This window comes from Sorangium sp. So ce590, from assembly GCF_051521365.1.
In the GTDB taxonomy this organism is placed as follows: domain Bacteria; phylum Myxococcota_A; class Polyangia; order Polyangiales; family Polyangiaceae; genus Sorangium.
The window spans coordinates 3619957-3646577 of sequence record NZ_CP150346.1; the positions used below are offsets into that span (position 1 = coordinate 3619957).

A 26621-nucleotide genomic window follows, 5' to 3' on the forward strand; every position below is an offset into this window, starting at 1 on the left:
GGGGAGCACCACGGATGAGCCGGCCGCCCGGCTTGCCCCGCCCCGCCTCGGTCCAGCGCACGGCCGGCAGCACGGCGACCGAGCGTGGCGGGCGGCCTCTGGCGTGGCCTGACGTGGCCTGACGTGGCCTGAACGGCCGAGGCGAGGCCTTGGACGAAAGCGGTGGATGGAATAAGGTGGCCCTCTGGATAACGTGGCGGTGGTGGCGCCCTGAAGGCCGCACCAACGCAGGAGTGTCCGTGAGCGCACCGGTTGCCGAAGGTCAAGTTCTGTCGGGGAAATACCGGGTCGAGCGCATCCTCGGGCAAGGGGGCATGGGCGTCGTCGTCGCCGCCTTGCACGAGCAGCTCCACCAGCGGGTCGCCATCAAGATGCTCCACCCCGGCGCCAACGCCGAGATGGTGGAGCGCTTCGTGCGCGAGGCGCGCGCGGCGGTGCGCCTGAAGAGCGAGCACGTCGCGCGCGTGCTCGACGTCGGGACGCTCGAGACCGGCGCGCCGTTCATGGTGATGGAGTACCTGGAGGGGAGCGACCTGCAGGAGACGCTGCGGCAGCGCGGCCCGCTCGAGCTGGAGGAGGCCGTGGGCTACGTGCTCGAGGCCTGCGAGGCCATCGCCGAAGCGCACGCGGCCGGCATCATCCACCGCGATCTCAAGCCGGCGAACCTCTTCCTCACGCGCGGAGCGGACGGCAGCGGCATGGTGAAGGTGCTCGATTTCGGCATCTCCAAGGCGCTCGCCGAGTCGTCCGCGGCCGGGGCCGAGCCCGAGCTCGGGCTGACGAAGACGGCGATGGTGCTCGGCTCGCCGCTCTACATGGCGCCGGAGCAGATGCGCTCGGCGCGCTCGGTGGACGCGCGCGCGGACATCTGGTCGCTCGGCGCCATCCTTTATCAGCTGCTCACGGCGCGGGTGCCCTTCGACGCGACCTCGCTGTCCGAGCTCATCCTGATGATCAACACCGAGGCGCCGCCGTCCCCGAGCACCTTCCGGCGCGACCTGCCGCCGGGCCTGGAGGCGGCGATCCTGCACTGCCTCGAGAGGGACGTCGCGAAGCGCTTCAAGTCCGTCGCCGAGCTTGCGGGCGCCATCGTCGATTTCGGCCCTCCGCTCGCGCTGGCGTCGCTGGAGCGGATCGAGCGGACGCTGGGGCTCGTGCCCGCGGTCAGCTGGCGCGACCGGGCGAGCTCGGCGCGCGATCGGATGAGCGTTCCCCCCTGGCCGACGACGCAGGAGCGCGTGAGCGGCGTGCCCGCGGCGACGGCGCAGGGGCGGTCCAGCGCGCCGCCCGCCGGCGCGACGTCAGGCGCCGCGGTCGGCCACACGGCCGGCCCGGTGGGCTCGGCTCCCGGCTGGACGGCCACGAGCCCCGCGTCGGCTGGCCGCAGGCGGAGCGGCGTGGTGCTAGCGATTGCCGGGGTGGGCGTCGCGGCGGTGATCGGCGGGGTCCTGCGCTTCGTCACGTTCCGGGGCGACGCGGGGGATCCTGTGATCGATCCGCTGGCCGCGACCACCTCCGCCGAGCCACCGCCGCCCGCGACGACGTCCGTGCCGCCCCCGCCGGTCCCTCCTCTGGAGGTCTCCGCCGTGGCCACGGTCGCCACCCCGGCGCCGACGACGACCGCGGTGGCGACAACGGCGCCGGCGCCGTCGTCGAGCGCCCGGACACCGACGACGGCGACCGCGAAGGCGCCCACGACGTCCACCCCCCCGGCGCCTCGACCGAGGGCCTCCGCGGTGCCTTCGGCCCCACCGGCCTCGACAGCGGCGCCCTCGGCCGCGTCGACCACGACCGCGTCACAGGGGAACGACAGCCCCAGCATCTTCGATGTGCTGAACGACAAAGGTAAGCCCAGATGAATTGGCCTGGAAGCGAACGACTCCCGCCGCGGAGCCGCAAGAGCGCGCGCGTCTGTGCCGCGCTCGCGCTCGGCGGCGCCGTGCTGGCGGGGCTAGCGCCCGCCGCGGCCCAGCCTGCGCCGGCCGCCGGCGCGCCCGCCGCGGCCCAGCCTGCGCCGGCCGCCGGCGCGCCCGCCGCGAGCGCTCCTGCTGCCCAGGGGCCGCTGTCCGAGACCCTCACGGGGGAGGCCAAGGCCGAGTATGAGGCCGCGCGGATCCTCTTCAACGACGGCGACTACCGCAACGCCATCATCAAGTTCGAGCGCGCCCACGAGCTCTCCCGCGACCCGCGGCTGCTCTGGAACGTCGCCCTCTGCCAGAAGAACCTCAAGCGCTACGCGCGCCTGCTCGGAACGGTCGAGAAGCTCCTCCAGGAGGCCGGCCCGCAGCTCACGGAGCAGGATCGCAAGGACGCGGCGGCGCTCATCGAGGCGACGAAGGCCTACGTGAGCCGCCTCGACCTCCAGGTCAGCGAGGCGGGCGCAGCCGTCTTCGTCGACGGCGAGGAGGTCGGCCGGACCCCGCTGCGCGAGCCCGTGCTGCTCGACGTCGGCACCCGGAAGATCCGGGTGACCAAGAAGGGCTTCAAGGACGTCGAGGTCTCCCAGCCGGTGGCGGGCGGCGACGTGGTCACGGTGAAGGCCACGCTCGAGCGGGAGGTCCACCAGGGGCGGCTCATCGTCGCGGCGCCGCCGAACGCCGTCATCTCCATCGACGGCCGCGTGGTCGGTCGCGGCAGCTACGACGGGCCGGTGCCGAGCGGCGGCCACGCGCTCCGCGTCACGGCGTCCGACATGGTGTCGCACCAGTCCGAGGTCATGATCCACGATAACCAGACACGCCGCGTGCAGGTCTCGCTGGTGCCGAAGCCCAAGGAAAGCAACATCGAGCGCTGGATCTGGATCGGCGGCGGCGCGGCCGTGCTCACGGGCGCGCTCCTGGTCGGCCTGGGCGTCTTCGCAGCGGAGCCGCCGGTCGACGGCAACCTGTCGCCCGGCTCGGTCGCCCTGTCCGCGCGGGGCGGCGCCTCGTTCGCGATCCCCTTCGGAGGAGGCCGATGATCCGCGGCCGCCGGTTGGTCCTCGCCGCGCTCCTCGCGCTCGCGTGCGGGGGGTGTTCTTCGCCGGACGAGATCGTCGTCGCCATCTCGACGGATCTCGCCCTTCCCAAGGACTTCGACGTCCTTCAGGTCCAGGTGTTCAAGAGCGGCGGAGGCGGGTTCAATCAAGCCTACCTGCGGCTTGGCGAGTCCGATGCCGACGCGCAGCTCCCGGCGACAATCGGGTTCTACTCCTCGGACAGCGGGGGTGAATCCATCCGGATCAGGGTCAGCGCGCGCGTCAAGGACGCGCTTGGCTCGGTGCGCATCGTGCGTGAGGCGGTCACGACGATCCCGAAGAATCGCGTCGCGTTGCTCTCCCTACCGCTCGACTTTCTCTGCGACGGCTCAGGGAAGAGCGCGGGGAACGACGTCGAGAACACGCTCTGCGGCGACGAGCAGACCTGCGTCGCGGGGGCGTGCGTGTCGAACAAGGTCGACTCGAGCACGCTGCCTGACTATTCGTACGGCGACGTCTACGGCGGCGGGAGCGGGGACTGCTTCGACGTGACGGCCTGCTTCCAGAAGGCAACGGCGGCGGAGGTCGACGCGGCGGCTTGCACGATCGTGGGCGACGGCGGGGCTCCACGGAACGTGGCGCTGGAGACCGTCGGTGGCGACGGCATATGCGACGGCGAGGGCGACGACCACCGTTGCCTGGTGGCGCTCGACGCCGCCAGCGACGACGGCTTCCGGGTGGAGGAAGACGGGCGCATCCAGCTGCCGCCGGAGGTGTGCAAGCAGATGGCGAGCGGCAAGATCGCGGCCGTGTTGACGGCGCCGGCGACGGACTGCGCCCAAAAGACCTCGGGGCTGCCGACGTGCGGGCCGTGGCTCGCGTCGGGGTCGGAGGAGCCCTGACGAAGGGCACATCGCTGCCGGGATCGCGCCCGGCAGCGTCAGCATCGAGGGCGAACGCTCGTCTTCGCGCTCCCACCCCGCCAGCGCATCACCGCGGCTAGGTGGGCGAGCCGCGCGACGGCGGCGATGGGCGGGCCGCGCGGCGGCGGCGATGGGCGGGCCGCGCGACGGCGGCGCGGTGGATCACCCCCGCCGTCGCCGCCACCCGGCGAGGAGCGCCGCAGCGGCGAGCCACACCGCAGCCGAGATCGCCGACGCGTCGGCGCGCACCGCGAGGCCGCAGCCGTTGCCGTGCGCCCGCGGCGCGCCGCCACCGGGCCGGGAAGCCGCGCCGCCGACGCCAGCGCCGCCGCCGCCGTTGTCACCGCCGCCGACGCCAGCGCCGCCGGCACCCGCATCGCCGCCAGCGCCGCCGCCGCCGTTGTCACCGCCGCCCCCGCCAGCGCCGCCCCCGCTGCTGGCATCGTCGGGCACGCAGCCGCCGGCCACGCAGGTGCCGCCGGGGCAGCGGGCGCCCTCGTTCGGGAACAGCGCGCACTCGCCGTAGCTTGGATGGCACTGCGCGGAGGTGCAGGCGTTCCCGGAGGGCGCGCACGCGAGCGGCTCGCCGCCCCTGCAGATACCGTCGTCGCAAGCATCGGCCAGGGTGCAGGGGTTGCCGTCGTCGCAGGGCGTGCCGTCGGGCTTCGGCGGCGCGTCGCAGTCGCACGCGTCGCCCACGCCGTCGCTGTTCTCGTCCTCCTGCCCGCTGTTCGACACGACCGGGCAGTTGTCGGCGCCGTCGAGCGCGCCGTCGTTGTCGTCGTCGTCATCGCACCGGTCACCCTGGCCGTCGCCGTCGGTGTCGCTCTGGCTCGGGTTCGCCGACAGTGGGCAGTTGTCGGCGCCGTCGGGCACGCCGTCGTTGTCATCGTCGCCGTCGCACGCATCCCCGTCGCCGTCGCCGTCGATGTCGGCCTGGTCGGGGTTGGGGGTCGAGAGGCAATTGTCTGCGCCGTCCTCCACACCGTCGTCATCCCTGTCGAGCGCGCTCGCGTCGCAGGCGTCGCCTGCGCCGTCGCCGTCGATGTCGGCCTGATCGGGGTTGGGGACGAGAGGGCAGTTGTCGGCGCCGTCGAGCGCGCCGTCGTTGTCGTCGTCGTCGTCGCACGCGTCGCCCAGTCCGTCGTTGTCCGTGTCGGTCTGGTCGGAGTTCGGCACCGACGGGCAATTGTCGGCCTTGTCGCCCAAGGCGTCGTTGTCGTCGTCGTCGTCGCACGCGTCGCCCAGTCCGTCATTGTCCGTGTCGGTCTGGTCGGAGTTCGGCACCGACGGGCAGTTGTCGCCGTCGTCGTTCGCGCCGTCGCCGTCAGCGTCGCCGTTGAGGTCCCAGTTGACCACGCTGGCCTGTTCGGCCGCCGTCATCCCGAGCAGCGCCCTCGCCGGGAGGGCATCGAGGCGGATCGCGGTCGCGTGCGCGTCGGCCTGGCTCGCGTGCTGCCCGCCGAAGTGCATGAGGATCCGCGTCCCCCTGGGCGGCACCGAGAGGGCGAACTCGACCGTGGGCCCCTGCGTTGTCGCGCAGTTGTCGGTGGTCATCCCGACGCTCCCCGGCGCGATCGCCGCCGAAGGCCCGTAGAAATTGAAATGGAGGCTCGGATCCGCGCCCGCGTCGACGTCGTCCGTGGCGAGCCACCGGTCCACCGGGGTGAACTCCAGATCTCCGCTGTGCGACTGCGTGATCGTTGTGTCGTTATCGGAGCCGACGTTCGTCTCGATCCGCACGACCGCCGGCAGCTCGGAGGCGGTGGGGTTGTGGAGGATCTCCAGGAACCGCGCCCACCCTTCGTCGGTGGGCACGTACACCTTCCTGGTGACCTCGAGGCGGCCGAGGAGCACCGGCCCGTGGGCGAGCTGCCTCCCGTCCATCTCCGCCACCCGGGTCGAGGGAGGGAACCTCGCCCCGTCCACCCGCAGCATCATGCCGGTGTCGAAGGCGTCGATGGTCCCGTTGTTGACCACCCCGTCCGTCCCGACATCCCACACGAAGGTGAGGCCATCCACGAGCTCCTGAATGAGGCCCGAGGCACCACACTGCGCCGCCGCGCTCCGCGGGGCAGCCACGAGCGCCAGCGTGACGCCGAGCCCTGTGGCCATGACGATTCGCTTCATTCTCTCTCTTCTGCTCCCCGGGTGCCCGTCTCGCGGCACGATCGCGCTCGTCATCGCCGCAGCGCTGCGCGGTTGCCGCCGCCCGCGGATCACTTCGTCTCCAGGACCAGGAGCTCGATCCGCCGGTTTTTCTCCCGCCCGGCCGCGCTCTTGTTGTCCGCGATCGGCTGGCTCGTCCCGTATCCCTTTGCGAGCAGCCGCTCGGCCGCGATCCCCTTCTCGACGAGCCACCTGCGCACCGCCTCCGCGCGCGCGGTCGAGAGCGTCTCGTTGAGCCGGGCATTGCCGGCGCCGTCCGTGTGCGCGGAGACCTCGATCTTCACCCACTCCGGGTGCTGCGCGATCACGTCGCGCACCTCGGCGAGCACCGCCTCGCTCTTCGGATCGAGCGGCGCCGGATCGTTCTTCAGCACGCGGAACACGACGGGCTCCAGCAGCACGACCCGCTCGCCCTGCACCCGCACCCGCGTCGGGCAGCCCCGCGCGGTCGCGTCCTCGCTCGCCGGGCCCTTCTCGCGCGGGCATGCATCGACGTCGTCCAGCAGGCCGTCGCCGTCCTGATCCGCGGGCTTGCTCGGCGCCGCACGGGGGCAGCCCGGCCGCGTCGCGCCGCCCGCCGCGTCGCCCTTCTCCGCCGGGCACGCGTCGAGCGCGTCGGGCAGGCCGTCGCCGTCCTGGTCCGCGGGACAGCCGCGCCGCGCCGGATCGCCGCCCCCGCCGCCTGCGGCCGTGTCGGGGCACACGTCGTCCGGATCGGCGACGCCGTCCTCGTCCCGGTCCTCCACGGGGCAGCCGTTTCGCCGCGCGTCGGCGCTGGCCAGCCCGTGCGTGTACGGGCACGCGTCCTGGGCGCCGGAGATGCCGTCCGCGTCCGGGTCCGGGTCCGCCGCGCGCACGGGAGGGCGCGCAGGCGGAGCCCACGCCACCGTCCCGATCGCGCGGAACGACGGCGCGCCGATCGCCTCCCCGAGGCCCGGACCGGCGGCCGCCCCGACGACGAGGCCCGCGAGCGGGCGGAGCCGGGCGCCAAGCAGGAGCTCGGCGCTCGTGGTCCTCTCCACCGCGACCCGCTCGCGCGCGGTGAGCGACAGCGAGCCGCCCTGCAGCATCGTCTCGGCGTACACCTCCGGGCCGATCTGCAGCCGCTCGTCCCAGAGGAGCACGGCCGCGCCGCCGCCGTACGCGAGCGTCGACGGGTTCTCGGAGCTCCGCATCACCGCGCCGCCCGCGACGCTCCACACCACCCGCGCGACCCGCCCGCCGAGCAGGAGCTGCGGCGTCACGCGCACCGCGCCCTCGCCGACGTACGCGTCCGAGCTGCCCGTGGGCAGGTGCAGGGCCGCGCTCGTGCCGATCTGGAGCGCGTCGCGCTCGTCGCCGAGCAGCCGGACGCGCACGCCGAGGCGCAGGTCGCCGAGCGCGGGGGACGACGGCGCCTCGGGCGCGCCCGCGTCGGCGGCCGCCGCGGGGCCGTCGCCGCTCTGGGCGAGCGCGAGCGGGAGAGAGGCCGAGACGAGCAGCCGATCCCAGAGCGAGAGCGAGCCGCCGACGTGCAGGTGCGACTGGCCGCCGACGATCACCCGCTCGGGCGAGGCGCCGTCCGAGAGGGTGAGCGGGTCCTCCGCGTGATCGAACAGGACGAGACCGCGCGGAACCAGGTGTCCGCCGATGAACGGCGACGGCACGCCGAAGAGCGGGTCGCCCGGCGGGGTCGGCTCGAACCGGCTCAGCGCGACGGCGCCGGGCCCCTCCGCGCGGGCGGACGATGCGCCCAGGGCGATGCCGAGGAGCGCGCTCGCGAGCGCCGCGCCCACCGTGATGAGGCCTCTCATGGGCGCCGGATGGTATCCTCGCGAGCGCAAGCGGAGCAAAGGCGATTTGTCCGCAACGTTTCCATGTTGCTCGCCCGGCGTGCGCATCGGTTAGCATCGCGCTGAGCGGAGCGCGGCCCTGCGAGCCCTGCCTCCGCCAGAAGGAGCATCGATGCGAGGGAAGCGTCCGGGCCAGTGGGGGTGCGCCATCGTGGCCGCGCTCAGCGTGGGGCTCGCGGCGGGCGCCGCGGTGGCCCAGCCCGCGCCCGCCCAGCCCGCGCCCGCCGCGCCCGCAGACAAGCCGCTCGCGGAGTCGCTGACCGGGATGGCCAGGGCCGAGCACGGGGCGGGCGCCGCGCTGTTCGACGACGGCGACTACGCGGGCGCGCTCGCGCGGTTCGAGCGCGCCTACGAGCTGTCGCGCGATCACCGCCTGCTCTGGAAGACCGCGCTCTGCCAGAAGAACCTGCGGCGCTACGCGAAGATGCTCGCGACGCTGCGCCGGATGGCGGCGGAGGCGGGCGCCGCGCTGTCGGCCCGCGACAAGCAGGACATCGCCGACCTGATCCAGGCCGCCGGGGCGTTCGTGTCGCGCCTCGAGATCGTGGCCAGCGAGCCGGGGGCCACGGTGTTCGTGGACGACGAGCCGGTCGGGACGACGCCGCTCGCGGCGCCGGTGCCGATCGACATCGGCGAGCGCCGCATCCGCGTGTCGAAGCCCGGCTTCGTCGATTTCGTCCGCCGGGAGAAGGTGGTCGGCGGCGGCAGCATCGCCCTCGTGGCGCGGCTCGACCGGGCGGTGCACCGGGGTCGGCTCGTGGTCGCCGCGGGACGGGACGACCTCATCGCGATCGACGGCAAGGTGGCGGGCAAGGGCCGCTGGGAGGGCTCGGTGGCGAGCGGGACCCACGCGCTGCGCGTGACCGCGCCCGGGATGATGCCGCACGAGGTGCAGGTCCTGGTCCGCGACGAGGAGCTCCGCCGCATCGACGTCTCGCTGGAGCGCGCTCCGGGGCCGGGCGGCGCGAGCAAGTGGCTCTGGATCGGCGGCGGCGCGGCGATCTTCGCCGGCGCGCTCATCGCCGGCGCGCTGCTCGTCGAGCCGGGGACGCCGGCGGAGCAGGGCAGCCTCGGCACCGTTCCGCTCGGATTTGGAGGGAGACGCTGATGCGCACGAAGCGGACGAGCTCGATGTCGATGGCGGCGGCGTTCCTCGCGCTCGCGGGGGCGGCGGGGGTCGCGTCCTGCGGCGGGGAGAAGGGGCAGCTCATGGTCGTCTTCCAGACGGACATGTCGCTGCCGAAGGACATCGACACGATCCGGGTCGAGGCGACGCTCGACGGGTCCATCGTCTACGACGAGACCTTCGAGCGGCTCGGGGGCGAGGGCTCGATCCGCCTGCCGGCCACGCTCGGCTTCCTTACCCCCGACGATCCTGCGCAGGCGCTCCGGGTGCGCGTCATCGCGAGCCGCGGCGGCAAGGACGGGGTGCGCCTGCTCCGCGAGGTGCTCACGACGGTGCCCGAGGGCCGCACCGCGACCCTCCACATGCCCATCCAGTTTCTGTGCGACGGCTCGGCCGAGGTCGAGCGCGACGAGCATGGCAACGCGCTGCGCGACGCGCAGGGCAACGTGCTCGTCAAGAACAGCTGTCCCGAGGGCCAGAGCTGCGTCGCCGGCTCGTGCGTGCCGCGCGAGATCGACTCGCGCGCCCTGCCCGTGTTCGAGGCGAAGGCCGTGTTCGGCGGCGGCGACGGCGACAGCGACGGGCTCTGCTTCGACACCGTCCAGTGCTTCGCCGCCGCCGCGTCGGCGCCGGTCGATCTGGAGCGGTTCGCCGCGAACCCCGGCGACTGCGTGGCGCACGCGCCGGGCGGCGAGGTGAACGTCGCGCTCCTCACGCAGGGCGGCGGCATCTGCGGCGAGAGCGCGTGCTACGTCCCGCTCGACGCCGAGAGCGACGCGGGCTTCCGGGTCGAGGACGGCAACGTCCTCCGGCTGCCCCCCGAGGTGTGCAAGCGAGCGCAACAGGGCAAGCTCGCGGGGATCGCCATCGCGGACGCAGGCGAGGGGAGGTGCCGCAAGAAGGGCACGGACCTGCCGACGTGCGGCCCGTGGTCGGCGTCGGGTGGAGGGCACTACACGGGGCCTGACGCATCGGCGCCGATCCCGGTCGCGGTCGCGCAGGTCCACCCGGTGTCGCTGCGGGTGACCGCGGGCGGCGTGGCCTGGATCTCCGGCACCACCTTCGACGAGGCCGGCATGGCCCGGGCGGACGGCGAGCTGAAGACCGCGCCGCCGGGCGGCGGCGAGCCGCTGTCCCTCGGCGCGGCGCAGGCCTCGCCGAGGGACCTCGCGATCGACGAGGTGCGGCAGCTCGCCTTCTGGACGAACGCAGGGGACGGCACCCTGATGGCGGCCCCGCTCGCGGGCGGCGAGCCGCGCGTGCTGCTCGCGGATCTGAAGCAGCCCGAGGGGCTCTCGCTCTCCGGCGACGCGCTCACCTGGACCGAGCTCTGGGGAGGCGGCGTCTTCCGTGCGCTGCTGAGCGGCAGCGGCGCCGAGGTCGAGCTCGGCACGCCGGAGGACCTCATGCCGCCCGGCTCGGCGTTCGCGTCCCCGTACCGCGTGGCCAGCGCGGCGGACGCCGTGTGCTGGACCTACCAGGGCACGCTGGGCCAGCAAGACGGCGCGGTGGCGTGCCGCGTGCGAGCGGAGACGCATACGATCGCCGCCGAGCAGCTCACCCCGCGGGAGATCGCGCTCGACGTGGACGCCCAGGGGAACGCGGTGGCGGTCTACTGGGCGAGCTTCGAGGGCGGCAGCGTCTTCCGGGTCGACCTGAGCGGAGAGGCGATCGGCGAGCCCGAGGAGATCGCGTCGGATCAGGGCCAGCTGAACGGCGTCGCGGTCGACGCGGAGCACGTCTACTGGACGCGCCGCGACGAGGGGACGGTCGTGCGCATGCCGAAGGACGGCGGGGAGCAGGAGGTGCTCGCCTCGCAGCAGAAGCGCCCCGGCGACATCGCGCTGGACGAGACGACGGTCTACTGGATCAACGAGGGATCGCCGGATCAGGAGGACGGCACCCCGGTGAAGGACGGGGCCATCCTGAAGCGCGCGAAGTGACGGTGACCGCGGCCCGCGGGGGCGCGCGCTCGCGCGGCGCGGGGCTCGCGGCGGGCTCGCGCCGCTCGGCGCCTGCGCGCTCGGCGCCGCGTGTGCTATGGCCCGACCCGTGAAGCGCACGGCCCTTCTCCTGTTCACCCTCGCGCTCCCCGCGTGCGGATCGAGCTATGCCCAGCAGGGCCCGAGCGACACGCTCCGGGCGTACGCGCAGGCGCTCCAGGAGGGGCGCGTCGACGCGGCCTACCGGCTGCTCTCGGACGAGGCCAAGCGGTCGATGTCGCTCGAGGCCTTCCGGCGCGCGGTCCGGGACAACCCGGACGACGCGCTCGAGATCGCCCGCGCCATCGCGCGGCCCGCGGCCGATCCGGTGGTGACGGCGACGGTCACCATGCCGAACGGCGAGGAGCTCCTGCTCGTCTTCGAGGGGGGCCGCTGGCGGCTCGACGCGGCGGCGGTCGATCTCTACGGCCAGGCGACGCCCCGGCAGGCGCTGGTGGGGTTCCTGCGGGCGTTCGAGCGAAAGCGCTACGACATCATCATGCGCTACGTTCCCGACGCCGAGAAGGAAGGCCTCGTGGAGCCGGCGGGCGGCGCGCCCGGCGAGGCGGGCGATCTCGGCGAGGCGGGCGCGCTGCGCGGGGAGGGCACGGCGCAGCCCGCTGCCCCCGGAGGCGCGGCGGGGAGCGCGGGCGCTGACGCAGCGCAGAAGCCTGGCGGTCGGCCCGGGACGGTCAGGGGCGCGGCGGGCGCGGCGCAGCTCACCCCCGAGAAGCTGAAGGCCGCCTGGGAGGGGCCGCAGAAGGAGCAGATCAACCGGGTCGTCCAGGCGATCAAGGCGGCGCTGCCGACCGCGACCATCGAGGAGACGGGGGACAGCGCCTCGATGGCGTACGGCGCCGGTGGCACGGTCGCCTTCACGCGCGAGCACGGGGTCTGGAAGATCAAGGACTTCTAGCGGCTCGCCCGCGTCATGGCTTCGAGAAGAGCGCTGTACTAGGGTTGTCTGCATGCCGACCGGCGATCCTCCTTCGCGAACGCCCCCCTCGCCCGACGCCGACAGCGTCCCGATCCTCCCGCTCCGCAACTCGGTGTTGTTCCCCATGTCGGTCGTGCCGATCAACGTCGGCCGGCCGCGGAGCGTGCGCCTCGTCGAGGATCTCCTCGGCCGCGAGCGCGCGCTTGTCGGCGTGATCAGCCAGCGGTCGCCGGACGTGGATGAGCCGACGTTCAAGGAGCTCTATTCCGTCGGGACCATCGCCCGCGTCGTGAAGGTCATCCGGCTCGGCCCGAACAACTACTCGGTCGTGCTGAACGGACTCGGCCGCTTCCGCATGAAGGCGGCGTTCTCGCTGGAGCCGTACATGCGCGCGCGGATCGAGCGCATCCCGGAGTCGCTCGTGCGCGACGTGGAGCTCGAGGCGCTCGGCGCGGGCCTGCGCGAGGCGACGCGCGAGGTGCTCGGCCTCATGCCGAACCTGCCGCGCGACACCGCGGGCATCCTCGACAACGTGCGCGAGCCCGGCGCGCTCGCGGATCTCATCGCCTCGAACTTCCCGCAGGCGCAGGCGTCGGTCGGCGACAAGCAGGAGATCCTCGAGGCGTTCGACGTGAAGGCGCGCGTCCGCCTCGTGCTCGCGATGGTCGGCCGGCAGCTCGAGGTGCTGCGGGTGAAGAAGGAGATCTCCTCCATGGTGCAGGAGGAGATGGGCAAATCGCAGCGCGAGTACATCCTCCGGCAGCAGATGAAGTCGATCAAGGAGGAGCTCGGCGAGGGCGGCGACGACGACGAGATCGAGGAGCTCCGCGAGCGGATCCGCCGCGCCAAGGTGCCGGCGGAGGTCGACAAGGTCGTGCGCAAGCAGCTCAGCCGGCTGCGCTCGATGGCGCAGCAGTCGGCCGAGTTCAACGTGACGAAGACCTACCTCGAGTGGATCGCGGATCTGCCGTGGTCCAAGACGACGGTGGACAAGCTCAGCGTCGAGAGCGTGCGGCGCTGCCTCGACGAGGATCACCTCGGGCTGGAGAAGGTGAAGAAGCGGGTCGTCGAGTACTCGGCGATCCGGCAGCTCCGCTCGGACAAGAAGGGGCCGATCCTGCTCTTCATCGGGCCGCCCGGCGTCGGCAAGACGTCGCTCGGCAAGTCGATCGCGCGCAGCATGGGGCGGCGCTACGAGCGCATCGCGCTCGGCGGCGTGCGCGACGAGGCGGAGATCCGCGGGCACCGGCGCACGTACGTCGGCGCGCTGCCCGGGCGCATCCTGCAGGCGCTCAAGAAGGCGGGGACCAAGAACCCGGTGCTCGTGCTCGACGAGGTCGACAAGATGGGCGTCGATCTGCGCGGCGATCCGGCGGCCGCGCTCCTCGAGGTGCTCGATCCCGAGCAGAACTCGACCTTCCAGGATCACTACCTCGACCTGCCGTTCGATCTGTCGCAGGTGATGTTCCTCGCGACGGCGAACAACTGGGACGGCATCCCGGGGCCGCTCGTCGACCGCATGGAGGTCATCGAGGTGCCCGGCTACACGCGGACCGACAAGCTCGGGATCGCGCGGGAGTTCCTGGTGCCGAAGCAGCTGTCGGCGCACGGGCTCACGGACGAGCGGCTGGAGTTCACGGAGCCGGGCATCGCGGCGATCATCGATCACTACACGCGCGAGGCGGGGGTGCGCGGTCTCGAGCGGCAGATCGCGGCGGTGTGTCGCTCCACGGCGGTGAAGGTCGCGGAGGGCCAAGACGTGCGCGAGGTGGCGGCGCCCGAGCACGTGGAGCAGGTGCTCGGTCCGCACAAGCACCGCCCCGAGCTCGCCGAGCGGTCGCTCCAGCCCGGGGTCGCGACCGGCCTCGCGTGGACGCCGGCGGGCGGCGAGATCCTCTTCATCGAGGCGACGAAGATGCCGGGCAAGGGCAACGTGGTGCTCACCGGCAACATGCGGAACGTGATGCAGGAGTCGGCGAGCACGGCGGTGAGCTTCGTGCGCAGCAAGGCCGAGCGGCTGCACCTCGATCCGGAGTGGCTCAAGGAGATCGATCTGCACGTGCACATCCCGCAGCACGGCACGCCGAAGGACGGGCCGAGCGCGGGGGTGACGATGTTCTCCGCGGTGGCGTCGCTGCTGCTCGGCGCGTCGGTGCGCAGCGACATCGCGATGACGGGGGAGATCTCGCTGCGCGGGCGGGTGATGCCGGTCGGCGGCATCAAGGAGAAGCTGCTCGCGGCGCACCGGGCCGGCATCCGGCACGTGCTCATCCCGGCCAAGAACCGGCGCGACCTCGAGGATGTGCCGCAGGACGTCAAGGACCAGGTCATGATCACGATGGTGTCCTCGATGGAAGAGATCCTGCCGCTCGTCCTGGAGCCGCCGCGGCGCGCGCCGGTGCAGAGCGCGTCGGCGGACGAGGTCGAGGAGCAGGCCGGGGCGTAAGCGGGAGCTTCCGGGCGGGTCGGCCCAGGAGCGCGGCCTCGCGCGCGCCGCGGCCCGCGCCCGCGCGGCGGCTAACCGTGGCACGCGCGGACGAACCCGCAGCGCAGCCTGCGGCACGCCTCGACCGGGATCCCGTCGAAGCGACCTTCGGCCCCCGCCTCGGAGAAGCGCTCGGCGAGCCGGGCGAGCTCGCGCTCGAACCGCGCATGCTCCTCGTCGGCGATCGAGCCCACGGGGCCCGAGGCCTTGAGCCACACGGGCTCCACCTCGGCGCCGACGAACAGCACACCCGCGCGGATCGGGCGGTCCGGATGGCGCCTCCGCAACGCGAGCGCGTACGCCCGCAGGCGGAGCTCGTAGGGCGCGAGATCCGCCCGAGGTCGCGCGCGCTTGTACTCGATGACATCGACGAGCCCGCTCGGGTGCAGCACCACCAGATCGAGCGCGAGCGCCAGCGCGAGCCTCGCCCCGCGCCGCTCTCCGGCGCTCTGGGGGTCGATATCGAGCACGAGCGCCTCCTCCCGGAGGAGCGCCGCCTCCTCGCCGCGCACCTCCCGCGCATAGGGCCCCCCCAGGAAGCGGGCGATGCCTTCGGCGATGCGCGGCGTGTCCGGGCCATGAGGCGCGAGCCCCTCGAAGGCGAGCCGCGCGACGACGTCCGCAGCCTCGGTCGGTTCACCCCAGCGCGCGCGCGGCCAGCGCTGGAGCACGCGGTGCGCGGCGCGGCCAGGAGGGCGAGGGTCGGCGCCGTCGTCGAGCTCGACACGCTCCTCGCCCGGCAGCTCAGGCGGGCCCTCGACGTCGAACAGGCCGAGCTGACCCTCGCCCGGGGGCTCGCTGATCCCGAGGAGGTGCCTCAGTCGGAAGCGGCGCGAGCACGCCTGGAGCGTCGCGAGCGACGCGGTCGCGATCAGCACGATCTGCGCGCGCGCGGGCTCCGTCGCCGGCGCGGCCCGGGGGAGCGGCGCGGCGCGCGCGTAAGCGTCGGTGCCAGGCGCCGGCGGCCTGGCCTCCGCGAGCAACGCGCGGGCCTCGAGCGTTGCGCCGATCGTGCCGGCGAGCGGCGAGGGAGCCTCGGCGTTCGCCGTCCCCTTCAGCGTGAGCCACGCCGAGCCGCCGCGCGGCTTGACCGCGGCGCCGACGAGCACGAGCTCGCGTCGGGCACGGGTGATCGCGACGTACGTGAGCCGCTGTCGCTCGGCCCGCTCCCGCGCCCGCGCCTCGGCGCGCGCCGCGTGGAGCGTGGGCGTGCTGAGGGGCAACGACGGCCCGTGCGCCGACCCCTCGACGTCGTGGAGCGAGCCGAGCCGCGACGACCTGTCGACGCGCCGCGCGTGGTGGCGCACGAGCAGCGCGGCTGGGCGGTCGCTCGCGCCGGGGATGTAGCTCAGGCCGGGCAGATCCGCGCGGGGCTCCGCGTTGAGATCCAGGAGCACCACGGCCGGGAAATCGAGCCCCTTGCTGGCGTGGATCGTCGTGAGCCGCACGGCGTCGTCCTCGGGTGAGAAGACGGCGGCCTCCGGCTCGTCCGCCTCGTCGCGGATCCGGCGCTCTAGCCAGCGGGCGAAGCTCGCGAGCGAGCCCCCCCGCCGGCGGGCGATGGAGATCAGCCGATCGACGTTGCCGAGCCGGGCCTGGGCGCGGGGGAGCGCGGCGAGGACGCGGTCGAGATCGAACGCGGAGACCGCGGCGCGGATCGCCTCGCCAGGCGTCGAGCGGAGCGCCGCGCGGCGCAGCCCGGCGAAGCGGGCGCGGAACGCCTCGAGGCGCTCGCGATCCGCCGCGGACAGCCGCGCGAGCGCGGGGAGGGGGCGCGCGTCGCCGGGCCCATCGTCCTCCGGCCAGGGTGCCCGGCCCCCCTGCGCCCCGGCGGCGCTCGGCCAGCGGCCGAGCAGCGGGACCGTGAGGCCGCGGCCAGGAGGCGCGAGGACCGCGAGCGCCGTGTCGGAGAGCGCCACCATCGGGCCGCGAAGGACCGTCGCGAGCGCCAGTCGATCGCGCGGGTCGAGGAGCAGGCGGAGGATCGCGGCCACGTCGCGCACCTCGGCCGCATCGAAGAGCGCGCGACCCGCCACCACGTACGGGATCTCGAGGCGCGCGAGGGCGAGCTCGACGAGCGGGATCGTGCTCCGGCGCCGGGCGAGCACGGCGACGTCGCGGAAGCGCAGATCGCCGCCCGCTTGCTCGGCCGCGCCCGCGCCGCGGACGCGCCGCGCGATGTATGCGGCCGCGATCAGCGCCTCACGCAGCTGCCCCCGCGCGTCGCGGACGAGCGCGTCGACCCCGTCCGCGGCGCTGCCGTCGTCGTCGATGAGCGCGACCTCCGTCGGGCCCTGCGCGGCCCCGCCCGGCGCCGCGACGAGGTGCTCCGCCGCGCTGTAGGCGATCTCGAACTCGCGCGGCGCGCCCGGGCTGCCGTCGCGCGCCTCGAGGGCGCGGTCCTGGGCGAAATCGCGCGCCGAGAACGCGTTGATGAACGCGAGCAGCTCGGGCGTCGACCGGCGGCTCTCGCGGAGCGCGACGAAATCGGCGCTCGGCTCGGGCGACCACAGGGAAGGCGAGAGCTCGAGCGCGCGGCCCGCGGCGGCGCCCGCGAGCTCCGCGCAGACGCGGCAGAAGATCGACACGTCGGCCCCGCGGAACCCGTAGATGGATTGCTTGCGATCGCCGACCAGAAACAGCCCATGGCCCCACAGGCCGGCGGCCGTCGGGGCGACGCCGGCCGGGCGCGCCAGCGCAGCGTCGTCCCGCTCGCGCAGGAGGTACACGAGATCGCGCTGCACAGCGCTCGTGTCCTGGAACTCGTCGACGAGCAGCACGTCGACCGACCCGCGGACCGCGTCGGCGATCGCCGGATCGTCGCGCAGGCCGTCGCGGGCGGCGCGCAGGAGGTCCCCGAACCCGAGGCCGCCCTCGGTGCGGCGGATGGCCGAGAGCCGCTCGCGGATCTCCTCCAGCAGATCGACGATCCGCGCCTCGCGGCGCGACAGCGCCGGCGCCTCGCGGAGGAAGCCGAGCAGCTGCTGCGCCTTGTCGCGGTGGGTCTCACCCGGCAGCGCCTCCCGGAAGGCGAGGAGCGCCTCGTCGGCCGGCGTGCACTTGCTCTTGTGCGGCCTGCGCTGCGTGAGCAGCTCGACCAGCGGGGCGCTCGCCGCGCTCGCGGGGAAGGGCGCGCCGCCCTCGCGGCCGAGCGCCGCCGCGAGCGCCGCCGCCGGCTCGCGGAACGCCGCGCTGCCGAGCGCCGCGCTCTCGGCCGCGAGGCGGTGGAGCTCCCGCGCGAGCGCGCTAGCCTCGGCGGCGTGGTCGGGCAGCGAGAGCCGGCGCGGCGCGAGGCCGTCCTCGTCGAGCCGGTCGAGCAGCCGCGTGACCTCGCTCCGCGCGGCCTCGACGCTGCCCGTCGCGGCGACGAGCGCGCGCGCGGCCTCGGCGCGCTCGCCCCCCTCGGCGAACGCGCGGCTCAGCGCCTCGTCGACCGCGAGGTCGCTGAGCGCCTGCGCCTCCTCCTCGTCGAGGATCCGGGCGGAGGGCGAGAGCCCCATCGCGATCGCGTGCCGGTCCACGATCTGCTTGGCGACGCCGTGGAGCGTGTCGATGCGCCCCGCCGGGAGGCGGGCGAGCGCCTCCTCCGCGCGCTTGCGCAGCTCGGCCACGGGCAGCGCTGCGCCGCCGCCCGCGCCGCGCGGGGCGGCGACCGCCGCCTGCCGCGCGCGGAGGATGTCGGCGAAGGGGATGTCCGCCTCGCCGTCCCACCGGGCGATCTCCCGGAGCGACCGCTCGATGCGGTGGGCGATCTCGCGCGCCGCCGCGCGCGAGAACGTCGTCGCGACGATGCGGTCCGGCGGCACCGGCGGCGCGGGGGACGCGGCGTCGGGCTGGCCGGCGGAGGTGAGGCCCAGCGTGAGCAGCACGTAGAGCGCCGTGAGGCGGTGGGTCTTGCCGGTGCCGGCGCTCGCGGCGACCACGACGTTGCGGCGGAAGGCGTAGATGAGCGCGTCGCCCTCGGTGAGCTCCGCCCCGTGCGGCGCGGGGCTCACGCGACCTCCTCCGCCGCCTCGTCCATCGGCACGACCGCGGGCCGCCGGCACACATCGCGCGCGTCACAGCGCGCGCACATCGTCGCCAGCGCCGGCCGCGGCGCGGCCTTGCCCTCCCAGAGCGCGACGACCGCCGCGCGCGCCGTGCGCGCGGCCTCCGCCCAGCCCTCGGCGAGCGCGCGCTGCTCCTCGGCCGTGCGCGGCCACAGCTCGATGAGCCCGCGCTGGCGCACGCCGATGTAGACGGCGCGCACCTCCTCCGCGCCCAGCGCGCGCGCCGCGATGGCGCTGTACAGCGGCAGCTGGAGCGCCCGCCGCCGCTCCTTGGCCTCGGGGAGCTTGCCGGTCTTGTAGTCGACGACCCGCACGACGCGCTGATCGGTCGACCGATCGATCCGGTCGATCTGGCCGTCGACCCACAGGCTCGGCGCGCCCGCCGTGCCCTCCGCGTCGTCGTCCGACGGGGGGAGCTCGAGCGGCTGCCAGGGGGCCGGCTCACCCGCGCCGAAGCGCCGCTCGGCCAGGAAGAAGCGGAGCTCCGGCGACGACTCCTCCCCGTCGATGGCGCGGACCACGACCTCCAGCACGTCGGCGATCGCCTTCTCGACCGCCTCGCGGCGGAGCGGGGCCATGGGCGCCGAGGCGCCGAGCGCCGCCTCGGCCGCCGCGCGCGCGGCCGAGAGCTGCTCGGCCGGATCGCGGTCCGGGCCGAGCTCGCGCAGCGCCTCGAACGACGCCTGCAGGGCGCGGTGGATCAGCGTGCCGCGCTCCCGCGCGTCGGCCGACTCGGCGAGGTCCTCCGCGCGGTGCACGTGCAGCACGCGGCGGGCGAACCCCGCGAACGCGCAGCCCACGGCGCGCTCGATGTGGGTGACCGCGATCGGCCTGTCGGGGTGCGCCCCGCCGATCGCGGCCCGGAGCTGCGCGCCGAGCGCGGGATCCTCGTCGAGCGAGACCCGCCCCGTGTGGAGGTCGATCGGCGCCCGCGGATCCAGGAAGAAGTCCGCGCGGGCGCGCTCGATCCGGATCCGCTCCGCGATGTCCGCCGCCGGCCGCCCGCCGCCCGCGAGGGCGATGAGCTCCGCGTCGCGCGGCCCGAGCGTCGCGGCGTCCGGGGCGACGCGCGAGGCCGGCTCCGTCCGCTGGGGGGCGCCGGCCGCGACGGCCGCCGCGAAGAGCGGGTGCGGCTCGTTCGGCTCGCTGTCGTCCCCCCGCGTGAAGCAGAGGGCGACGCTCCTCGCGCCGGCGAGCGCCCAGCCGAGCTCCGCGCGCTGGGCCGCCTGGCGCTCGCGCCCCGACGCGGGGCGGCACGGCGCCGGCAGCCTCGCGCGGAGCGCCTCGCCGAGCAGCGTCTCGTCGGCGCCCGGGCTGCCGCCGTAGGCGCGCGCCTCGAGCCCGGTCACCACCACCACGTCGTGCTCGAGCGCCGTGACCCCGGCGGCGACGTCGACGCGCACGGCGCCGGCGCGGCCCGCGTCGCCGCGCGGCCCCGCGCCCTGCTCGCCGGCGGCTCGATCGAGCTCCGCGTAGACCTCCGCCGCGGACGCGGGGCAGTCCTCGCAGCCGAGATCGCGCGCCGCCCGCGCGAGCGCCTCGGCCTGCTCGCGGATCGCGCGCGCGGCCCGCGCGCCCTGACCCATCGCCTCGAGCGCGATCGCGCCGCCGCTCCGCCGATCGCCGCGCAGCGCAGCGCGGAGCTCCTCGACGCCGGGCTCCCCGAAGCTCAGCTTGTCGAGGAGCGACAGGAAGCGCCGCACGATCTCGGGCCGCGTCGTCGCCTCGCCGATCCAGCGGGCGCTGGCGAGCAGCCGCTCGAGCGCGTGCGGCATCCACGCTTCATCGTCGTCATCGCCGTGCGCGTCGCCCACGCCGTGCAGCGCCGCCAGGCCGAGATCGAGCTCCGCCTCCTCGAGCCGCGCGCCCCGCCCGGCGGTCCGCGGCGGCCCCGCGCGGCGGCCTTCGCGGCGGGCCGCCACGACCGAGATGAGGCTCTCGATGAGCAGCCGGCCCGTGCGATCCACCTCGACCGGCACGTCGCGCAGCCGGTGGGCGAGGTCGGCCGAGCGCTTCTCCGCCTCGGCGACCGAGGCGCGGTCCATCCAGGCGCCGGCGTGGACCCCGGGCGCGCGGAGGATCTCGATCGCCTGCTCGCGGCGCACCGGGCCCACGGCGAGGCGGAGGATCGCGAGCGCGACGCGCCCGTCGGGGCAGCTCGCGGCGGCGCGGCCGCGCGGCTCCGAGAAGCGGACGCCCGCGTCGGCCAGCGCGGCCCGGAGCGGCTCGAGCGCGGCGTCGTCGAGCGCGGGCACGACGACGGCGATCCGCTCGGGCGGCACCCCGCGGCCGAGCGCCGCGGCCACCTCGGCGGCGGCGGCGCGCGCCTCGCCCTCCGCGGTCCTCGCGCCGATCGCGGCGAGCGGCTCCGCCTCTCGGTCGGGCACCCACGCGATCTCCGGCGCATCGTCGAGCGAGGCCCAGCGCCGTTCCAGCGCGTCGGCCACCGCCGCCGCGCCGTCGCCCTGGAGCGCCGGCAGCTCGACGGTCACGCCCGCGCCGTCCCGCGCGCGGACGGCGGCGTGGAGCGCCTCGATCCAGGCGAGATCGTCGGGCTCCCAGGCGACGGCGCCGCGGATCGTGACCTTGCGCGGGAGCGGCAGCGCGCTGGCCGCGCCGGCCGCTCGGAGCGCCCGCGCGAGCAGGAACCCTGCGCAGCGCGGATCCACGAGGTGCGCCACATGCAGGGCAGCGTCCGCCCGCTCGAGGACCTCGGCGATGGCGAGCGCATAAGCGGTGCCGAGCGCCCGCAGATCCGCCGGGGAGGTCCCGGCGCGCCGGAAGCTCCCGAGGGCGCGGTCCAGGGCGTGCGCGAGCGCGACGCGCGCGGCGGGCTCGGGCGGCTGCCGGAGCCGATCCGGCGGCAGCGCATCGAGGGCGAGCCGCGTGGCGAGGCGGGTCGCCTGCGGGCTCGCCATGGCGACGTCCGGTGCGAGCAGGGCGAGCGCCTCGGAGACAAAGCTCCACCGTGAACGGACTTCCTGACCCGCGGCGCGCGGGTCGCGCAGGTCGAGCGCGGCGAGCTCGCGCTCGACGTGTCGCTCGGTCGGGACGATGAGCAGGGATGTCCTGATCACCACCACGAGACGGCCAGCTGCCGCTCCTGGGAAGCGCAGGCGCCCCACGCGGCAGGACGCTGGGCGGGCGCCGGCGCGCGTGGATGCTCGTCCGGCAAGGGATACCTCACCGCACAGGCTTTACTTCATGCATCCGTCCCCTCGCAACCTCCGCCGGGCGCATGGCTTGTTGAAAAACTCCCGCAGAATGTGGGAATTCTTGTGGGAAGCTCGGAAAGCGTGTTGAAAAGCCTGTTGAGAACCACGGACGGTCCGGGCAGCGATCCTCTGTAAGCCCGCGGAATTGCAAGCAAGCGGGCGCGCCGCGGCACGCCCGGGGCGCTCCTCGGTTATCAACAGGCTCGGCGGTGCGCGGCGGCGGTTCGACGGCGACGGGGCCTCACGACGAGAGTCATGAGCAGCTTTGACGGCGGCAGCGGGGAAGGCGGGCGGCCTGGGCGCTCTGTCGGGAGATGCCCAGTCGGCGAAAGGGGAGCTACCGGCGCGCCATGTCCTTCTGGCGGCGCACGCTGTCGTCATCGGCCGGCGGCCGCTCGGACACGGTCGCTGGCGGCGGGGCGGGAGTCGCCGGCGTGCGGCTCTGCTCGTCGGCTTGCGTGGCCGGGGCGGAGCCGCTCGGGGCGGTCGCGGGCGCGCTCGCGGCGGCGCCGGGGGCGGCGGCGGCCGTGGTGCTCGCCCGCGCGCTGGCGGGCGCCGCGGCCTGTGCGCGAGTCCGCACCGCGGTCACTGCCCTGTCGGCCGCCCGGACGAGCTGCGTGGTGACGACCGAGGCCGGGAAGGGGAGCTTCGGGTCGACGAAGAGCTCGAGCTTCACGATGGTGTGGTGCTCATCGACGGCGCGGAGCCGCCACCGGGCGCGGAAATCGGAGACGTTGCCGCGCTTGTAACGCCCGGAGATCACCTCGTCGGCGCCGTCCTTCGTGGGCGGCGACATGTCGGCGACGGTCCAGATGTGCGCGGCGCCGTTCAGGATCGGCACCTGGAGATAGACCTCGCTCGTGCCTTTGCGCTTCGCCAGCACGCGGCTCTGGTCAAAGGAGCTGATGAAGGTCTTGTAGCTGCCGTAGGAGGTGACGAGCTTCCGGACGGCCGGCAGGGGCGCTTTGACGAGGATCGCTGCGCCCCCTGTGTCGATCGCGGAGGCCGGCCCGGTGGTCTTCAGGGTGTACCGGAGCGCCTTGCCGAGCGACGCGAGCTTCTCCGACTCGGCGTCGGCGGCGCGGGCCATGCGTGGCGAGAGCGAGAGGGCGAGGACGGCGAGCGAGAAGGCGATCAGGGACAGGGACCACAACTTCTTCATGGACTCTCCTGTGCGAGCAACGTCCGTCGGTGTGTGGGCTGCCGGTCACGTCGTGGGCGTGCGCCTCGGGCGGGCGAGAGCGCAGCCACTCACTACATGTACCTCGCTGAGCGGGCAGCCGCACCCCTGCACGTTACAGAAACTGTGCGATCCTCGACGGAGGTCGGAATTCAGCGGTCGGCGTCGGAGCGCTTCGCGGCCGCGCCGCGCTGCGCGGCGCTGCCGCTGTCCTCGGCGGCCCTCGCAGCTTGTCCGACGGCGTCGGCGTCGGGCTCGGAGGACGCCGCGGGCGGCCGCAGAGGCCGCTCGCCCGGCTCCTCCTCGAGAGGCGCCATCTTGCAGGAGCCGTCGAACTGCACGCCGCGATCGATGGAGATGGCGGGCGCGTGCAGCGCGCCGGTCACCTTGGAGGGCGCGTAGAGCTCGATGGCGTCGCGGGCGCGGATGCTCGCCTGGACCTCGCCGCCCGTGACGATGCACGTGACCACGTGGATCTCCCCGATCACGAGCGCGCCGTCGCCGATCACGAGCACGTCTTCGCCGCGGATCTCGCCGCGGAAGCTGCCGTCGATGCGCACCCGGCCCTCGAAGAAGAGCTTGCCTTCGAAGTGCGTGCCGCGGCCCAGGAGGGCGTTGATCTCGGTGGGCCGGAGGCCCCCCGCGTCGTCGCCGCGGGGGCCTCCGGGGGATCGCGACGAGAGGGGCGAGTCCCTGTCGCCCGGGAAGGACATCGGCTCCATGGCCCGTTGGCTTACTTCAGGCATCGTCACATTCGCAACGGGGGCGCGCGTCAGCGGGGTAACGCGCCCTCGGATGTAGCCATAAATACTCAATTATTTCCATTCATTGGCGTACTATTGGGGCAGGGTACGTTTTCTGCAGAGGGGGCCGACCGAGCAGGGTTCCCGGCGGGCTGAACGCCGGGGGGCGTGCGGAGCGCGGGCGGACGTCTGGCCGGGCGCGCGGTGGAGCGTGAGGGTCCGAAGCGACCAGGAGAGGGAGTGGAGATGACGTTCCGATCGTTGCTTGTGGCTGCCGGTATCCTGGGCAGCATCTCGGTGGCGTCCGCGCAGACGCCGCCCGAGCCGCCGAAAGCTCCGCCGACCGATCCGGTCCCGCCCGCCGAGCAAGCTCAGCCGACCGCTCCGGCGCCTGCTGCGCCGCAAGCCTCCCCGCCTGCTCCCGGCGCCCCTGCGGCTCCCGGTGCCCCTGCGGCTCCCGGCGCCCCTGCGGCTCCCGGCGCCCCTGGCGTCGCTGCTGGGCCCGTTGCTGCTCCGCCCGCCGAGCCGGCGCCACCCGCGGAGCCCGCGCCTCCGGTGCAGCCGCTGTCTCCCAGGGCGACCCCGCGACCCGAGGCAGGGCCGGCCGCTTCGCCTGCGGTGCGGTGGAGCCAGGTCACCGCGGCCGACGCCGTGCTGGAGGACGAAGAAGAGACGACCCTGCGCTGGCGCGGGTCGACGTTCACCTGGAACCAGGGCGGCAGCACGACCCTCTTCGGCGTAGGCGGGGAGTACATCCCTGCCATCCAGGTCTACGGCTGGGACTTCACGTTTCGGCCGAACTTCTACGTGCTCGATCGGCCCAAGGACAAAGTCGCGGTGTCCGCCGACATCGGCTGGGTCACCGAGCTCACGAACAGCGACATCACGACGCACTACCGGGAGCCGCAGTTCAAGGACGTGGCCCTCAACGCCCGGTACAGCCGCGAGCTCTGGGAGAGCGGTGGCGCGGAGCGAGGAGAGTACAAGACGGACGCCGCCATGCGGCTGCGGTTGACCCTGCCGACCTCGCCGGCGAGCTGGAACGCTGGCAAGTACTTCACGGTGTCGGTCGGCCCGCAGATCATCCAGAAGGTCAAGCTGCTCGGCGCGAAGGCCGACGGGCTCAACAACCTGACGGCGACGCTCGGCGTGACCTACGCGCACCTGTTCGCGCAGTCGTACACGCCGGTGAAGGGTGGCTTCGGGCGAGAGCGGATGACCCCGAGCGGGGAGGTGGCGCCCGACGATCAGCTGACCGGGGCATCCTTGGCGCTCGATCGCCTGTCCACGAGCCTCCAGGTCGACCTGCCGCTCTACAAGGACCTCTCCCTGGCGACGAGCTTCGGGCTGCTCAGCGACTTCAAGCACGAGTTCGAAGAGGGGTGTGTCGCCACCCAGACCGGCTGCGCCCCGTACGACGGCTCCCAGGGAACGACCTACGTCCCCCAGACGGCCTTCGACGTCAGCTTGAACTACCCGATCTTCGAGGTCGTCGACCTCACGCTCGGGTACAACAACACCAACCTGCAGCTCGGCTATGACGGCCAGCGGCGGAGCTTCTTCTACAGCCCAGAAGCTCAGTTCTATCTGGACATCACCGCCAACCTCGACGTCATCTACTCGAAGGTGACCGGGCGCGGTGAGAAGGTCGAGAAGCCGGGCACCGCCAGCGCCCCCGGCCGGCGGCAGCTCTAGCGCTGCGTCACGCGCGCCCGCGGCTCTCGCCGGTGGTCAGCCCGCCGGCGATGAGGTGCGCGGCGCGCAGCGGCTCGGGGAGGTGGCCGTGCACGGAGAGCCGCGCGATCAGCGCGCTCGTGTCTTCCAGCGAGATCCCGGCGCGCTGCACGTACACGCCCGCGACGGGCTCCATCGGGCCGGCGCGCTCGATGAGCGCCCACTTGCGGCGCCCTCCCCGGACGCGCGACAGGAGCGCGTCGCGGATCGCGTCGAGGTTCGGGAGGCGCCGCGCCACCACCACGATCGGGAGGGCGAGGGCGTCGCGCAGCGCCGCGACGTCGACCACGTTGAACCCCGCCACCGCGATGCCCTGGAGCATGACCACCTGCGCCTGAGCGTAGAAGCGGGAGCCGCGGATCATCGCGGCGATCGCCGGCGTGGCGTTCCGTCCGTCGCGGCGGACGCGGGTCGAGAGCACCCCCTCGAGGCGCAGCCCCGCGAAGACGGTCCCGACGATCGGCACGTCGCCGCGGTGGTCGCGGGCGAACGGCGCGTCGTCGACGCCGATGACGTGCGAGAGGTGGGCGACTCGAGGCGGCACGCGTCGAGCTTAACGTGCTGCCGTCTTCTCCGGGCCAGGCGGTCGTGCTGTACTGGTCCGGTGCGACCTCCCCGGCATCTCTCGCTGAGCTTCTCGCTGAGCCTCTCGCTGGCCCTCGGCCTCGCCGCGCCGCTGGCCCTCGCGCAGGGCGCTCCGGCCGCCCCGAAGGCCGCCGCCTCGGCGCCGGCGAAGCCCGCCGCCCCGCAGAAGGCGGCGACCGGCGCCGCGCAGGCCCCCCGGAAGCGCGCCCCGCGCGCGCGCAAGCCGAAGCCGAAGGAGGCGCCGGTGGATCTCACCGGGCGGCCGGTCGCCACCTTCCCCGGCTTCCGCATGCTCCCGACCGGGGGCTCGCGCGTCTTCGTGCAGATCCACGGCGGCAAGGTCGACGTCGCCGAGTCGAAGGCCGCGGGGCGCCTCGTCTACCGGATGAAGGGGGCGGGGGCGATCCAGACGAACCGCTTCCCGCTCGTCACCTCGTTCTTCGCGACCCCGGTGACCCAGGTGCAGCTCGTCGACCAGGGCAACGACCTCGACATGGTGATCGACCTGCGCGCGCAGACCGACGCGACCTACCGCGTGGTCGAGACCGATCAAGGGATCGTGCTCCAGGTCGACTTCCCCCCGTCCCTCCCCGAGCAGCGCGCCCCGACGCAGGCCGAAGAACAGCGAAAGCGCGCCGTCCGCAGCACGATCTCGCAGGAGCCCGCGGGCAGCGACGAGAGCTCGAGCGAGCTCTAGTCCCCGCG

General features: G+C 74.3%; 16 protein-coding genes. 9 read left to right on the plus strand and 7 right to left on the minus strand.

Annotation, left to right across the window (positions count from 1 at the left end):
• Window positions 1-239: 239 nt before the first annotated feature.
• The 3 genes from WMF28_RS13770 to WMF28_RS13780 are packed head-to-tail and all read left to right on the plus strand — an operon-like array spanning window position 240 to window position 3858.
• On the plus strand, window positions 240-1859 hold the full coding sequence (locus WMF28_RS13770) for a serine/threonine-protein kinase (RefSeq protein ID WP_437602653.1): 1620 nt from the start codon (window positions 240-242) through the stop codon (window positions 1857-1859).
• On the plus strand, window positions 1856-2959 hold the full coding sequence (locus WMF28_RS13775) for a PEGA domain-containing protein (protein ID WP_437602654.1): 1104 nt from the start codon (window positions 1856-1858) through the stop codon (window positions 2957-2959). The genes WMF28_RS13770 and WMF28_RS13775 overlap by 4 nt, the downstream gene beginning before the upstream one ends.
• Entirely contained in the window at window positions 2956-3858 is a 903-nt protein-coding gene (locus tag WMF28_RS13780) for a hypothetical protein (protein WP_437602655.1), read from the plus strand. The genes WMF28_RS13775 and WMF28_RS13780 overlap by 4 nt, the downstream gene beginning before the upstream one ends.
• A 183-nt stretch (window positions 3859-4041) precedes the next feature.
• Here the strand turns inward: WMF28_RS13780 and WMF28_RS13785 are convergent, their stop codons facing one another.
• Together WMF28_RS13785 and WMF28_RS13790 are read right to left on the minus strand one after the other, a co-directional pair.
• Window positions 4042-6009 (minus strand): thrombospondin type 3 repeat-containing protein, encoded by a 1968-nt coding sequence (locus WMF28_RS13785; protein ID WP_437602656.1) that lies wholly within the window; start codon window positions 6007-6009, stop codon window positions 4042-4044.
• An 89-nt stretch (window positions 6010-6098) separates the two neighbouring features.
• Window positions 6099-7841, minus strand: coding sequence for an OmpA family protein (locus tag WMF28_RS13790; RefSeq protein ID WP_437602657.1), 1743 nt, complete (start codon window positions 7839-7841; stop codon window positions 6099-6101).
• Window positions 7842-7992: 151 nt separating this feature from the next.
• Here WMF28_RS13790 and WMF28_RS13795 point away from each other — a divergent pair, with 151 nt between their 5' ends.
• From WMF28_RS13795 to lon, 4 genes are all read left to right on the plus strand, one after another.
• Window positions 7993-8988, plus strand: a complete 996-nt coding sequence (locus tag WMF28_RS13795) for a PEGA domain-containing protein (RefSeq protein ID WP_437602658.1) — start codon at window positions 7993-7995, stop codon at window positions 8986-8988.
• Complete coding sequence (locus tag WMF28_RS13800; protein ID WP_437602659.1) at window positions 8988-10949, plus strand: hypothetical protein; 1962 nt, start codon at window positions 8988-8990, stop codon at window positions 10947-10949. The genes WMF28_RS13795 and WMF28_RS13800 overlap by 1 nt, the downstream gene beginning before the upstream one ends.
• A gap of 109 nt (window positions 10950-11058) precedes the next feature.
• Complete coding sequence (locus tag WMF28_RS13805) at window positions 11059-11904, plus strand: hypothetical protein (RefSeq protein ID WP_437602660.1); 846 nt, start codon at window positions 11059-11061, stop codon at window positions 11902-11904.
• Window positions 11905-11956: 52 nt separating this feature from the next.
• The gene (gene lon / locus WMF28_RS13810) at window positions 11957-14371 is read left to right on the plus strand and encodes an endopeptidase La (RefSeq protein ID WP_437602661.1); all 2415 of its coding nucleotides are present in this window, start codon (window positions 11957-11959) and stop codon (window positions 14369-14371) included.
• A 71-nt stretch (window positions 14372-14442) separates the two neighbouring features.
• Here lon and WMF28_RS13815 read toward each other — a convergent pair whose 3' ends face one another.
• The 4 genes from WMF28_RS13815 to WMF28_RS13830 form a co-directional block, all read right to left on the minus strand.
• Window positions 14443-18405, minus strand: a complete 3963-nt coding sequence (locus tag WMF28_RS13815; protein ID WP_437602662.1) for a UvrD-helicase domain-containing protein — start codon at window positions 18403-18405, stop codon at window positions 14443-14445.
• The gene (locus WMF28_RS13820) at window positions 18402-21536 is read right to left on the minus strand and encodes a PD-(D/E)XK nuclease family protein (protein ID WP_437602663.1); all 3135 of its coding nucleotides are present in this window, start codon (window positions 21534-21536) and stop codon (window positions 18402-18404) included. Before WMF28_RS13820 ends, WMF28_RS13815 begins: the two co-directional genes overlap by 4 nt.
• 475 nt (window positions 21537-22011) lie before the next feature.
• Window positions 22012-22836: an SRPBCC family protein gene (locus tag WMF28_RS13825; protein ID WP_437602664.1), complete on the minus strand. Its 825-nt coding sequence runs from the start codon at window positions 22834-22836 to the stop codon at window positions 22012-22014.
• Window positions 22837-23006: 170 nt separating this feature from the next.
• The gene (locus WMF28_RS13830; RefSeq protein WP_437602665.1) at window positions 23007-23576 is read right to left on the minus strand and encodes a bactofilin family protein; all 570 of its coding nucleotides are present in this window, start codon (window positions 23574-23576) and stop codon (window positions 23007-23009) included.
• Window positions 23577-24152: 576 nt separating this feature from the next.
• Here WMF28_RS13830 and WMF28_RS13835 point away from each other — a divergent pair.
• Window positions 24153-25292: a hypothetical protein gene (locus WMF28_RS13835; RefSeq protein ID WP_437602667.1), complete on the plus strand. Its 1140-nt coding sequence runs from the start codon at window positions 24153-24155 to the stop codon at window positions 25290-25292.
• A gap of 7 nt (window positions 25293-25299) precedes the next feature.
• Here WMF28_RS13835 and WMF28_RS13840 read toward each other — a convergent pair whose 3' ends face one another.
• The gene (locus WMF28_RS13840) at window positions 25300-25875 is read right to left on the minus strand and encodes a DUF99 family protein (protein ID WP_437602668.1); all 576 of its coding nucleotides are present in this window, start codon (window positions 25873-25875) and stop codon (window positions 25300-25302) included.
• 60 nt (window positions 25876-25935) lie between these two features.
• On the opposite strand from WMF28_RS13840, the gene WMF28_RS13845 reads away from it, so the two are divergent.
• Window positions 25936-26613 (plus strand): hypothetical protein, encoded by a 678-nt coding sequence (locus WMF28_RS13845; RefSeq protein WP_437602669.1) that lies wholly within the window; start codon window positions 25936-25938, stop codon window positions 26611-26613.
• Window positions 26614-26621 lie beyond the last annotated feature (8 nt).